10 protein-coding genes are annotated in these 13745 nt (G+C 32.8%); 6 read left to right on the forward strand and 4 right to left on the reverse strand.

Annotated features, from left to right (window positions below; all coding sequences use genetic code 11):
• Positions 1–160: 160 nt before the first annotated feature.
• From ACKTTV_RS20850 to ACKTTV_RS20870, 5 genes are all read left to right on the forward strand, one after another.
• Positions 161–4534, forward strand: coding sequence for a translocation/assembly module TamB domain-containing protein (locus tag ACKTTV_RS20850; RefSeq protein WP_408032818.1), 4374 nt, complete (start codon positions 161–163; stop codon positions 4532–4534).
• Positions 4535–4546: 12 nt separating this feature from the next.
• The gene (locus tag ACKTTV_RS20855; RefSeq protein WP_408032819.1) at positions 4547–5470 is read left to right on the forward strand and encodes a DUF368 domain-containing protein; all 924 of its coding nucleotides are present in this window, start codon (positions 4547–4549) and stop codon (positions 5468–5470) included.
• 33 nt (positions 5471–5503) lie between these two features.
• Positions 5504–6511 carry a DUF368 domain-containing protein gene (locus ACKTTV_RS20860; protein ID WP_408032820.1) on the forward strand — a complete coding sequence of 336 codons (1008 nt, stop codon included), beginning with the start codon at positions 5504–5506 and terminating at the stop codon, positions 6509–6511.
• Complete coding sequence (locus ACKTTV_RS20865) at positions 6492–7253, forward strand: shikimate dehydrogenase family protein (protein ID WP_408032821.1); 762 nt, start codon at positions 6492–6494, stop codon at positions 7251–7253. The genes ACKTTV_RS20860 and ACKTTV_RS20865 overlap by 20 nt, the downstream gene beginning before the upstream one ends.
• A gap of 86 nt (positions 7254–7339) precedes the next feature.
• The gene (locus ACKTTV_RS20870; RefSeq protein WP_408032822.1) at positions 7340–9175 is read left to right on the forward strand and encodes a DUF349 domain-containing protein; all 1836 of its coding nucleotides are present in this window, start codon (positions 7340–7342) and stop codon (positions 9173–9175) included.
• Positions 9176–9210: 35 nt separating this feature from the next.
• Here the strand turns inward: ACKTTV_RS20870 and ACKTTV_RS20875 are convergent, their stop codons facing one another.
• The 4 genes from ACKTTV_RS20875 to ACKTTV_RS20890 form a co-directional block, all read right to left on the reverse strand.
• A complete protein-coding gene (locus tag ACKTTV_RS20875) occupies positions 9211–9561 on the reverse strand; it encodes a TfoX/Sxy family protein (protein WP_408032823.1) in 351 nt (116 codons plus the stop codon).
• A 5-nt stretch (positions 9562–9566) separates the two neighbouring features.
• Positions 9567–10085 carry a DUF4136 domain-containing protein gene (locus ACKTTV_RS20880; RefSeq protein WP_408032824.1) on the reverse strand — a complete coding sequence of 173 codons (519 nt, stop codon included), beginning with the start codon at positions 10083–10085 and terminating at the stop codon, positions 9567–9569.
• A 107-nt stretch (positions 10086–10192) separates the two neighbouring features.
• The gene (locus tag ACKTTV_RS20885) at positions 10193–11665 is read right to left on the reverse strand and encodes a S8 family peptidase (RefSeq protein WP_408032825.1); all 1473 of its coding nucleotides are present in this window, start codon (positions 11663–11665) and stop codon (positions 10193–10195) included.
• A gap of 182 nt (positions 11666–11847) precedes the next feature.
• Positions 11848–12837 carry a M28 family peptidase gene (locus ACKTTV_RS20890; protein ID WP_408032826.1) on the reverse strand — a complete coding sequence of 330 codons (990 nt, stop codon included), beginning with the start codon at positions 12835–12837 and terminating at the stop codon, positions 11848–11850.
• 73 nt (positions 12838–12910) lie between these two features.
• On the opposite strand from ACKTTV_RS20890, the gene kdsA reads away from it, so the two are divergent.
• On the forward strand, positions 12911–13729 hold the full coding sequence (kdsA, locus tag ACKTTV_RS20895) for a 3-deoxy-8-phosphooctulonate synthase (protein ID WP_408032827.1): 819 nt from the start codon (positions 12911–12913) through the stop codon (positions 13727–13729).
• Positions 13730–13745: the final 16 nt, after the last annotated feature.

Here is a 13745-nt window from a genome sequence, read left to right on the forward strand (position 1 = left end):
AAAAACTAATTTTCTTTGTAATAAGGCAAGTTTTTTGGGGTTAGGTAGTTACTTTTGTTAATTGGTAGTGAGTAAAAAAAATAGTATTAAAAGACTTAAAAACATAACGTTAAAAACCCTCAAGTATGTAGCAATTTTTTTGCTACTGATAATACTTATATTGTCGTTACCAATAACACAAACCACCATTGGGAAGTATGCAACGGATTATGTAAATGAGAATTTTGGAACTAATATTGTTGTAAAAAAAATAGATTTATCTTGGCTGGGAAGTGTTAATCTAAAAGGAATTGAGATTCGAGATCATCATCAGGATACTTTGATCTTCGTTGATAACCTTAAGACTTCACTTATTAACGTAAAAAAAATTGTAGATAATAAAGTAAATCTGGGTGAAGCTTCGCTGTCAGGAGTTCAGTTTCATTTAAAAACTTACAAAGGAGAAAAAGATGATAACCTAGCGGTTTTTATTGAAAGTTTTGAAGATGGTAAGCCAAAAGATAGTTTATCAACTCCGTTTATTCTTAAAAGTGAGCTAATTCGTTTGGAACGATTGAATTTTAAATTACTAGACGAGAATAAAGACGAACTTTTACAATTTTCAGCAAGCAATACTTCAGCGGAACTTAATGACTTTTCAATTATAGGTCCCGATGTTTCTATGAAAATTAGAAATATGCAGTTTACTGAAAATAGAGGCGTAAATATTACCAGTCTGAATACAGATTTCATATATACAAAAACTCATATGCAGTTTGATAATACAATTCTTCAAACTGATAATGATTCTAGAATTGATGCCGATATAAAATTAACTTACAAGAGGGAGTATCTAGCAGACTTTAATGACAAAGTAAAAATTAAAGCCAAGTTTAAGAAAAGTGATTTAGCTGTTAAAGATTTGAATAAGTTGTACAATGAACTTAATGGTGATGATATGATTCACTTCACAGGGAAAGTAAATGGGGTTTTAAATAATTTCAGTGCTACTAATGTGAAAATGCATTCTAAAAAGGGAATGAGAATTATTGGTGATCTAGGTTTTGTAAATGCACTTAATACCGATAGAGGTTTTGTATTTGATGCAGATATAAAAAATGTTACGGCAAATTATTATCAGTTAAAAAGTGTACTTCCAAATTTATTAGGACGCACGTTGCCTTCCGAATTTCAAAGACTTGGAAATTTTACTATGATCGGTTTGGTTAAGGTAACCCCTGATCAAATGGAAGCAACGCTTACAGTCAATTCAGATATTGGAACTACTATTTCGGATTTACAGCTTACAAATATTGATAACATAGATTTTGCGAATTATGAAGGCGAGGTGGTTTTCGATAATTTTGATGTAGGAGTTTTTGCTAATGATCCTTTATTTGGTAAAATATCATTAAGTGCGGATGTAAGAGGAAGTGGTTTTAATGTAGACAATATTAATACTTCTATATTAGGAACAGTTAGCAATTTGGAGTTTAATGGATATGAATATAAAGACCTGATTGTTAATGGAGAGTTCGAGAAAAAGAAATTTAAAGGAGAACTAGAGTCTAGAGATGAGAACTTTATGATGCAGTTTCAAGGGTTGGCTGACTTTTCTTCTGAAATAAATAAGTTCGATTTTGAAGCGGATATGACCAAAGTTGACCTTAGAAAAACAAACCTGTTTACAAGAGACTCGATTTCTGAACTTAAAGGAAGGTTGGTTCTAGATATCTCTGGGAATACTTTTGATGATATTGTAGGAAATGCAACTTTTGAAAACTTTAAATATCAAAACCAGAAGGACCGGTATAACTTTAAAAGGTTTACGGTAAATTCAGCAATTAAAGACAGCATCAAAAGTATTGAAATTAATTCGGATGATATTGTCAAAGGAAAGTTAGAAGGAAAGTTTTTGTTCAATGAATTATGGCCAATTACCCAAAATGCTTTAGGAAGTGTTTATACCAATTATGAACCACTTGAAATTTCAGAAAATCAATTTTTAAAATTCGATTTCAAAATTCATAATAAAATTATAGATGTATTTTTTCCTCAGATTTCTATTGAAGGGAATACACGTTTAAAAGGTCGAGTTAATTCAAGTAATAACTCGATAAAGTTAGATTTTTCTACCCCAAAAATAAATGCTTACGGCAATATTGTCGAAAAACTAGCACTTAAACTCGATAATAAAAACCCTGTATTTAATACCCACTTAACAGCCAATAAGGTTAATACAAAATATTATAAAATTGAGAAGCTAAACCTTTTGAACAGAACGGAAAGAGATACCTTGTTTTTCAAGTCCGAGTTTAAGGCTGGAAAAGAAAGAAAGGAAAACCTAGAACTCAATTTGTATTATACGATTAATAGTGAAAAAAAGGGGGTTGTTGGATTTCAAAAGTCTGAATTAAGTTATAAAGGTTTTGATTGGATTGTAAACCCGAAAGAAGATAAAAACAATAAAGTAACTTTTAATATTCATGACAACGACTTTGCTATAAGCCCTTTTATATTGGTTTCCGATGAGCAAAAAATTGAGGTCGAAGGGAATATCAAAGGCTTGATTGATCGCGATTTTAAAGCGAATTTCGAAAATGTAAAATTAGAGAGCTTTTTACCTACTATAGATAGTTTAAAACTTAATGGAAAGGTAAATGGACAACTTACATTTAAACAAACAGAAGAGGAAGTAAGTCCAAAAGCGAATGTTCTTGTTAATAATTTCAAGATAAATAATTTTGAGCAAGGAGATCTTATATTACATGTTATTGGAGATAATTCTTATGACAAGTTTGATGTAAGTATGTCTTTAAACAACAGTAAAGCGAAGAGTGTTTTCGCTAATGGAAGTCTTGATTTTTCTGCTGAACGACCAGAAATGGATCTCGATGTTTCCTTACGAGATTATGAAATAGATGCGTTTAGTCCACTTGGACAAGAGGTCTTATCACGTTTAAGAGGTAAGGTTTCTGGCGATTTTGAAGCAAAAGGGTTTGTTAGAAATCCTGAGTTCAAAGGATTGCTTAAGGTCGAAGGAGCGGGATTAACATTTCCATATTTAAATGTAGATTTTGATTTAAAGGGAAATACGAATATTGAATTGGATGGTCAGCAGTTTAAACTTAATAACGTAATCTTAGAAGATACAAAGCATAAAACAAAAGGAAATCTTTCTGGATATATTGCACATCAAAACTTTGATATGTGGTTTCTTGATTTGGATATTACCACGGATAATTTATTAATTCTTGATACTGAGGAAGATGAGGAAGTGCCGTATTATGGTACTGGATTTTTGAATGGAAGAGCGGAGATTACTGGATTAACTAGTAATTTAGATATCGAAGTGAACGGACAAACTCAACCAGGTACTGTTTTTGTAATTCCGTTGAGCGATATTAAAACGGTTGAGAATTATAAATTGATTCACTTTGAAAAAAGAGTTGATGAGGTAGAAGAAAAAGAAAGACTTATCGAAGATATTAAAGGACTTGATTTGAGAATTAAACTTGATGTTACAAAAGACGCAGTGGCTCAAGTAGTAATTGATAAAGTTTCTGGAAGTGAATTAAAGGGAAGTGGACAAGGAAACCTATCAATTGATATTAACACCCGAGGAAAGTTCAATATGGTTGGTGACTTCAAAGTGGATAATGGACAGTATAACTTTAAATATGCTGGAATTACCAAACCGTTTATTGTTCAAAAAGGAGGAACCATTTCATGGAGTGGTAACCCTTATGAAGCAGAGCTTGATATAACAGCCGTGTATCGTACCAATGCAAATCCAGCTCAAATATTAGATAATGTTAGCTCCAGCAGAAAAATTCCTATAGATTTGTACACCAAAATTACAGGAGGTTTATTCAGTTCTAAACAAGAGTTTGATATTAAAATTCCAAATGCGGATTCTACAGTTAGTTCGGAGTTAGAATTTGTATTAAATGAAAACGATTTGAATACGAAAATGCAGCATTTTTCATTTTTGTTAGCTTTTGGAACGTTTTATAATGAAGAGGCTATTGGAACAAGTGCAACAACAGGTTTAACAGGAACAGCTTCTGAAATTGCCTCGAGTATATTATCGAGTATGTTAAATAGCGACGATAATAAGTTTCAAGTAGGAGTGGGATATGTTCAGGGTGATAGAGGAAATGTCGAGAATAGGAACAATATTGATGATCAGGTAGATGTTTCGGTAAGTACTCAGTTGAGTGATAAGGTTTTAGTGAATGGGAAAGTAGGTGTTCCAGTGGGTAACAATACCCAAACCAATGTTGTGGGTGAGGTAAAAGTGGAAGTGTTATTGAATGAAGAAGGAAATTTGAGAGGTACTGTTTTTAATAGACAGAATGATGTGCAATATTCAATAGATGATGAAGGGTATACGCAAGGTGTCGGTTTATCTTATCAGGTAAATTTCAATAACTTGAAAGAGCTTGGTCAAAAGATTGGGTTAAAAAGCAAAAAAGAAAAAAAGAAAGATACGATTGCTAAAAAAGAAAAGAAGTTAGTTCATTTTAAATCTAGAAAAAAAGAAAAACAATAACCAAACAACTTTATGAGTAGATCATTAAAAGATTATGTAGTAATTGGATTGAAAGGAGTGGCCATGGGAGCTGCGGATGTAGTACCAGGAGTATCAGGTGGAACAATTGCATTTATTTCAGGAATTTATGAAGAGTTACTTACTTCAATAAGCAATATAAACCTAGGGCTTTTACAAACTTTAAAAAAGGAAGGGTTTAAAAAGGCTTGGAATGAACTTAATGGAAATTTTTTATTAGCTCTTTTTATTGGAATATTGACAAGTGTTCTTTCATTGGCCAATGCGATAAAGTGGTTGTTAAAAAATGAACCTATCTTGCTATGGGCTTTCTTTTTTGGACTTGTTTTAGCAAGTATCCTATATATTGGAAAACAGGTTGAAAAATGGAGTAAATCGGGATTGATTTTGGGTATCTTGGGTGTTGCTCTAGGGTATATTATAACTGTTGTACCATCAATTGGAGGGCAAGAATCAGGTTATTTATTTCTTGTTTTTTCGGGAGCCTTGGCTTCTTGTGCCATGATTTTACCAGGTATTTCAGGTTCATATATATTGTTATTAATTGGTGTTTACCCTTTAGTTATGAAAGCACTATCTGAAAGGGATTTAGTCGTGATATCAATCATAGCAATTGGTGTTATCATAGGCTTAACAACTTTTTCAAAATTGTTGAAATGGTTGTTTTCTAAATATAAAAATGAAATGCTTATCTCTTTGACAGGTATTATGTTAGGGTCTTTGAACAAGGTTTGGCCTTGGAAAAAAGTACTTTCTACCTATACTGATCGTCATGGAGAGGTTAAACCTCTTTTGGAAAAAAGTATCTTACCAAGTAGTTATGAAGGAGACCCACAGTTACTTTATGCCGTTCTTTTAGCAATAATAGGATTCAACTTAATTATTTTATTAGAAAAAATAGCAACCAAAAAGCAATAGAAATATGTAACTTCGTGGTTCCAACTAAAACCAATGCATCAAGAGCGCACATTTATTGAGAAAGTCAATCTGTTTTTAAAAGGATTGACAATGGGAGGAGCAAACAAAGTTCCTGGAGTATCAGGAGGAATGGTAGCTTTTGTCATGGGGTTTTATGAAGAACTTATATTTACCTTTCAAAGAGTAAACGCAAAAGCGTTCAAACTTTTACTGAATGGTCGTTTTAAAAGCTTTTCTAGATATACCAATTTAGAGTTTTTAGTCTTGGTGATGGCTGGTAGTATGTTCAGCTATTTTAGTGTATCGCTAATATTAGATTACTTTTTAAAAAACTATGAAACCTATGTTTGGGCTTGGTTTTTTGGAATGATCATTGGTTCTATTTATTATATCTCAAAAGATTTTGGTGATTGGAGAACAAAGAATATTATAGCACTAATTATAGGGGCTTCCATTGGGTTAGCGATTAGTTTTATGACACCTGCTAAGGAAAATGATAATCTGTGGTTTGTTTTTCTCTGTGGAATAATAGGTGTTTCAGGAATGACTTTACCAGGGTTGTCAGGCTCTTTTATTCTTATCCTTTTAGGAAATTACGTATTACTTTTAGTTGATAGTGTAAATGTACTCGGAGGAGTTATATCAAATGTTTTTTCTGGTAATTTCGAATTTCTTAAAGATCCTGTAAAAATGAGATACTTAAAAATTATTAGTGTTTTTACAGCGGGTTCTGCATTTGGATTAGTGTCAATCTCTCACATATTGGGATATGTACTCAAAAGATGGCATCAAATTGTAACAGCCGTTATAATTGGTTTTATTACAGGGTCACTAGGTAATGTTTGGCCTTGGAAGGAAACCATTTATAAAAAGGAGGGAACACAATTTTTACTGGATAAGAAAGGAAATAAAATAGTTGAAAATTACGAACGATATATTCCAGAAATTCAAGAAACCGAAACATTAATTTCTATCGGTTTCATTGTATTTGGAATAGCACTAATTTTAATGATAGATTTTTATGGAAGGAAAAGAAAATAAAGAACTATTTGCACTCATAGGTAGAAACATTTCTTACTCCTTTTCAAGAGGGTATTTTGCAGACAAGTTTTCTGATTTAGGGCTCGATAATCATAGTTATGTGAATTTTGATTTAGAGTCTTTAAAAGAGCTTACCGTTAAAATTTCAGAGAATAAGGAGGTTTTAAAAGGAATGAATGTAACCATTCCTTACAAATTAGAAATTTTTGATTTTCTCGATGAAGTAGACAAAGAGGCTGAAAAAGTTGGTGCTGTAAATACAATTAAAATAGAGAAGGATGGCAAGCTTATAGGTTACAATACTGATGTATACGGGTTTCAAAAATCTCTTGAACCTTTGTTAAAACAACATCATAAACATGCTCTTATCCTAGGCACTGGAGGTGCCTCTAAAGCTGTGGCCCATGTATTGGAAACCCTAAATATAGAGTTTGCTTTTGTATCAAGAAACAAGAAAGATAATGAGAGTTATTTAACTTATAATGAGTTAAATTCTGAGTTAATGAATAAATATTTTTTAATAATTAACTGCACTCCGTTAGGAACCTATCCTGATATTGAGAAAGCCCCAAATATTCCATATTTATGTTTAAATGAGAAGCATTTATTATATGATTTAATTTATAATCCTTCCGAAACTACCTTTTTAAAAGAAGGAAAAGAGAGAGGAGCTACGATTAAAAATGGATTGGAAATGCTTGAGCAACAGGCTGAAAAAGCTTGGGAGATATGGAATAAATAATATATTGATAATTAAAAGAAGGTGCGCATTTGCCTAAGAATGCTTATCTTTAACCTCTAATTAAAAGGAACTTAAACATTGTAGATATGTTAGAAAACAAGGAAGAAAAGATCGAAGAATCAACAAAAATTGAACAAATAACTGACGCTGAAAAAGCTGTAAATGAAGTTGAAAATGAAGTAGCTCATGAATCCGAGAAATCTGCGGAGAAGCACGAAATTCCTATGTTGGATTACGGAGCAATGGAGTTGGATAAATTAGTAGATGAGCTTAAAAAGTTATTAAAAGCACATCCAATTCAGCAGCTTAAGAATAACGTAGATGCTATTAAAACATCCTTTAATTCTAAGTTTGGTAAGCTTTTAGCTGAGAAAAAAGAAGCATTTTTAGCTGAAGGGGGTAATTCGATCGATTTCCAATTTTCTAGTCCTGTAAAAACCGAATATAATAAGCTCTTAGCAGATTATAAGAAAAAAAGAGATGCTTATTATTCGCAATTAGAAAAGCAATTAAAAGAGAATCTTGAAAGAAGAAATGTTTTAATTGAGGGGCTTAAAAGACTTATAGAGGAAGGTGATGTGAAAACCATGTACAACGAGTTCCAAGAAATTCAAAAGAAATGGAAAGAAGTTGGGCCAGTGCCTAAAACACGCTATAATGATACATGGAGAACATATCATCATCATGTTGAACGTTTTTATGATTTATTGCATTTAAACAAGGATTTTAGAGAGCTTGATTTTAAACATAACCTTGAAGAAAAATTAAAGTTAATTGAAAGAGCAGAGGCTCTTGATAATGTGCAAGATGTTAATGTGGCTTTTAAAGAGTTACAAGAGTTACATCGCTTATGGAAAGAAGATATTGGACCTGTAGGAAAGGAGCATAGAGAGGATGTTTGGAACAAGTTTAGTGAAGCCACTAAGAAAGTACACGACAGACGTCATCTACATTTTAAAGAGCTGAAGTCGAAATATCAAGATATGATTGAGGCGAAGTTGCAGGTGGTTGAAGAAATTAATAACTATGATACCTCAGGAAACAAAACTCATAACGATTGGCAAAAGAGTATTGTTGATATAGAGGGACTGCGTAAGAAATACTTTGATATAGGTAAATTACCATACAGCAAAAGTGAAGCAGTATGGCAAAAATTTAAGGCGGCAACAAAGCGTTTTAATACCGAAAAGAATTCATTTTATAAATCAGAGAAAAGTGCTCAAAGTGATAACTTGAAGAAGAAAATGGAATTGGTTGAGTTAGCTGAGAGTTTAAAAGATAGCAACGATTGGGAGGCTACAACCAATACCATGAAGAGAATTCAGTCGGATTGGAAGAAAATTGGACATGTTCCAAGAAAATACTCTGATGAAATCTGGAAACGATTTAAAAATGCTTGTAACCACTATTTTGATAGATTACATGAGCGTAAAAATGAATTAAACAAAGAACAGCTTGTTGTTGTTGAAGCTAAGAAAGAATTTATTGAAGGAATAAAGTCGCAAGAAAATTTAACACTTGAAGATGTTGAAGGTGCTATTGCTAAGTGGAGAGAATTAGGTGCATTACCAAGGAATGCTCGTCATTTAAATGAGAAGTTCAATAAGGCAATTGATACACACTTAGGTAAATTGAACATGGGCAGATCGGATATTGAGTTAATGAAGTTCAAGAACATCGTTAATGGATATTTGGCTCAGGAAGATTATAGAAAACTAGATAGCGAGCAGCTATTCATACGTAGAAAAATTGACGAAAATGTTCGTGAAATGCAACAGCTAGAAAATAATTTGAGTTTTATTTCAAATGCTACTGAAGACAATCCTTTAGTGATAAGTGTTCGAAAAGGAATTCAAGAGTTTAAAGACGAACTCGATATCTGGCAATTGAAGTTAGATTATTTAAGAAAATTAGATTACTAATAAAAAAACCGGGAGTTAAATCCCGGTTTTTTATTTCATTTCTTTTTCTTCTTTTTACTAGCTTTTGCTTTCGGATTAAAATCTAAGGCAAGTTGAAGCCAATAGTGTAAATCGTCATCCAAATCAATAGCTTCATCTCTTAAAAACACATAGCCTTTCATCGGGCGTCCTGTGAAATTCATTTCATGACAACCGCTTTTTGTTAAGGCTTCTTCATATATTTCAGGATCAATTCTAGCCATTACTTCATTCTGTAAAACACCAACGCACATTTTTTCATCGACCATAAAACATAGTCCGCCAAACATTTTCTTTTCATTAAAAAGCGTATTCTTCGTATTGAAAAAGTGAGAGATACGTTCCGCTAAGAATTGATCATAAGCCATAACTATTATCTTTTTGGAGGGTAATTTTTAAATACTTTTTTAGTAATGTTAGCAAAATGTCTTTCTTTTTCGCTAGGAGAAAGATTGTCTCGAATTTGACTTTGGATAGCTCCTTGCCATATTAATTTATTTTTTTTAGCCTCTACAATATCTATGGTAATGGTTTGTTGTACATCGGTACTATTACCTAGTGATATGTTGCCAAGTCCAATTCCGAAGTTTTCATTACCTACACCAATATCCATAGAAGTGTTATTTCGAATTTCGTTTTGGTTAGAAATAAAGTTCACATATACATCTGGAGTGTCAGAATAGATCATTCCTTTTTTATTGAGCTGACGAGCAATTACATTTCTAATTCTTTTAACGTCAAAATCGTTAAGTCCGTCTCCGGCATCGTTAAAAAAATCATAGGTTTTGTACTGAGAATAATCAGTATACTTGTCGTAATCGTAATTTGTTCTGTTAACAGAGCAACTAATAAATGTTAGTAAAAATAATGATAGATAGATTAGTTTCTTCATGGTAGATAGTTTTGTCCTTATGTTCCAAAAATCATGCCGCAAAGTTTAAAGATAAATAAAAAAACCTCGTAAAAAACGAGGTTTTCTTTTTGTTCAATTTTGAAATTTTATTGTACTGCTTTCAAAGCGTTGATGTTACCATGTCCATACTCTGAATGTTTCGATGGATAATAATCTGAAGCTTGTTTCATTTTTTGTAATACTTGAGCTCTAGACCAATTTGGGTGCTTTGACCAAACTAAAGCCGCGATTCCAGCTGTCGTAGCCGTTGCAATTGACGAACCACCTTCATAATCAGATTTACCGTTGTAATAACTTAATACAGGTACTTTATTACTAGTTCCATTAGTACGCTGCATTTGAATTGTGAAGTCGATTTTAGATCCAGTATGACATGTATCACAATTGTCATAAATTCCTTCTTTTACACCAGTAACCGCAACAGTTTCATTCATAGAAGCTGGGAAAATTACTCCAAACCAAGTAGTGAAAGAGGTAGAAGTTCCTCCTGCTGCTATAATCATTTTTCCTCTGTTATAAGCATATTTTACAGCATCTTTTACTCGACTAATACTAAAAGGAGATCCTATTGACATAGAAATAACTTTTACATCGCTTCTTTTACCTAAGGCTGTTAAGGCTTCGGCAACACCTCTTTTTTCATGATAGTCATCAATTACTACGTTTTCAACTGATCGATACGAAACTAAATTGGCATTGTAGGCAACTCCGACTGGTAAATTATTGTTATTTCTAGGAGCTGTTGCAACAGAGGCCATACTTGTTCCATGTCCACATTTGTCGTTAACTCCATCATAATTGTTTGACCATGGCCACCAAGAATCTACAAAAGTACCATACTTTTGAACAGTTCTTCCGCTGGAATAACCGTCATTAAAATATTGGTTCATCCATTTTTGGTCAGGTGATAATCCTGTATCTATAACGGCAATTGTTACACCCGCCCCTGTACTATAATTCCATGCTTGAGGAATTTTATGCAAGTCAAAAGACCAAGGTACTCTAGCTCCAGGAGCAACCGTTCTGTAGTCGCTACTAGCTAATGTTTGTTGGTTATATCCACAACCTTTTGAAGAACGTACTTGATCTTCTTCGAAAAAAGTATAATCTGAAGGTTCAATATAACGAACTCTGCTATCGTTTAAAAGTGCGGTTAACGTTTCCTCATTACTGATTTTTACATCCAATACATTTATATTGTCATCAGCATAAATTTCATCTTTCGATTTAGAAAACGCTTTGTCTGTTGAACTAATTAATGATAAAATACCATGCTTAATTGTTTCAGAAGTAGCGCTTCTCTCGAAATTATCTTTTGTTGAACCATATCCAACAGTTAAAATGTCGTTACCATGTTTTAACGCACTGTAAATAGTATGTACGTCTTGATCTGACCAAAGGAAGTCACCTGAAGTTTCAATAGATTTCCTAATAATGTCATTGATTTCTTTTTTAGTAAGTAGTTCTCGTTGTTGAATGGTCGATTCTTCAATAGACTCGTTGTGTGTACATGAAAACATCGCAAGGATGATTCCAAGACTCAAAATGTGTTTTTTCATAATTGAGAAGAGTTATTTTGTTGATTTTCACGAATATATTAAAAAAACAATACAAAAAGCGTTTTAGGTGTAAAAAATATCTTAATAAAATGTAAATTTAATAAGCTAAAGCTTAAATTATTGCAAATAAAAAAGCAAAGACTCAGTCTTTGCTTTACATTTTGTTTATACTGTAATTTTGACTACTCGGTCAATTTTATTCTGGTTGGTGTATCTGTTCCCTTAATAATACTTTCGGTTCCTTTGGCTACCGCTTTCACAGTTTCAGTGAGTACTTTGATGCTCAGGGTTTCAGCTTCATCAGATACTTTATGGTAATGTTTATCGGTGTCGATAGAAGTTGTTGAGAAGGTATGAGATGGCACTCCTAACTTAGCAAGCGAGGCATTATCTGACCTAAAGAATAAATTAAACTTTGTATATGGATCTGGAAAGAGTTTATATCCTGTTCCTTTTAAGTTCTTTTGAATAATTTTTCCAAAGTCTGATCTGTCGAAACCTGTTAACCAAGCCGTTTTTGGTCCTGTTTTGGGCTCTTTACCTATAAGTTCAAGATTAATTCCAGCAACGAATTTTTCAGGATTAATGTCTTTACCAAAGTAATTAGATCCGACTAAACCAATCTCTTCTGCTGTGAAGCAAGCAAATACAATACTCCTTTCATTGTTCCCTTTTTTAGCATAATATTCGGCTAATGCCAATACTCCAACAACCCCAGAGGCATCGTCATTTGCACCGTTAAATATAAGATCACCTTCACCTTCTTTTTTCATACCTAAATGATCATGATGGGCTGATACAATAACAAACTCGTCTTTTTTTGATTTACCTTCGAGCACACCAATAATATTACTCATTTCAACCCCCTCATGAACAAAGTTTTGACGGTAATTGTTTAAATCTTTAAACGTTTTAAGACCAATTCTTTTGTATTCATTTTCAATGTATTGTGTGGCCTTTTCCATTCCTTCTGTACCAGGCTTTCTACCTTGCATTTCGTCAGAAGCTAAGGTGTACAAATGCTTCTTAACCGTCAAAGAGTCTATTTCGGTTTTTGGAGAGGTACTGGTGGCTACACCTGCTTGCTGAACGTTTGATTTACCTTGCGTTGTTTGCTTACAAGAAAGTAGTGTTATTAGTAGTGTTGAAAGAATTATTGTAGTTTTCTTCATGTTAATTTGATTTTGTTGACTAAATATAAGCTAATTTTATTTCTTATTTTTGCGACAAAATTAAATATCAAATATGCATTTATCGGAAATTCCTAACATAAAACATAGTAATTCTGACAACTTTTTTCTTTTGGCTGGACCTTGCGCAATTGAAGGAGAGGAAATGGCGCTTAGAATAGCAGAGCGAATAATTGAGGTAACAGATAAGTTAGAAATTCCTTATATATTTAAGGGTAGCTTTAAAAAGGCAAATAGAAGTAGAGTAGATAGTTTTACAGGAATTGGTGATGAAAAGGCATTGAAGATTTTAAGAAAAGTATCTGAAACATTTAATGTACCAACCATTACTGACATTCATGAAGTATCAGATGCAGCAAAGGCTGCTGAGTATGTTGATGTTTTGCAAATCCCTGCTTTTTTAGTAAGACAAACCGATCTTGTAGTTGCGGCGGCAAAAACAGGAAAAGTAGTAAATCTTAAAAAAGGTCAGTTTATGAGTCCAGAAGCCATGCAACACGCTGTTAAGAAAGTCCATGATTCTGGAAACAAGAAAGCATGGATTACCGATAGAGGTACTATGTTTGGATATCAGGATATGATTGTTGATTTCAGAGGAATTCCAACGATGAGACAATTTGCACCAACAGTTCTGGATGTAACGCATTCATTGCAACAACCAAATCAAACAAGTGGAGTAACTGGAGGAAGACCAGATATGATTGAAACTATTGCGAGAGCTGGAGTAGTAAATAACGTAGATGGATTGTTTATAGAAACACATTTTGATCCTGCAAATGCAAAAAGCGATGGAGCAAATATGTTAGACTTGAAACATCTTGAAAAATTATTAAGTAATTTAGTTGCAATAAGAAAAGTAATTAAATCATTATAGGCATAGTTTTTGTATT

The sequence above is a fragment of the Tenacibaculum xiamenense genome (genome assembly GCF_964513065.1).
Classification (GTDB): Bacteria; Bacteroidota; Bacteroidia; order Flavobacteriales; family Flavobacteriaceae; genus Polaribacter; species Polaribacter xiamenense.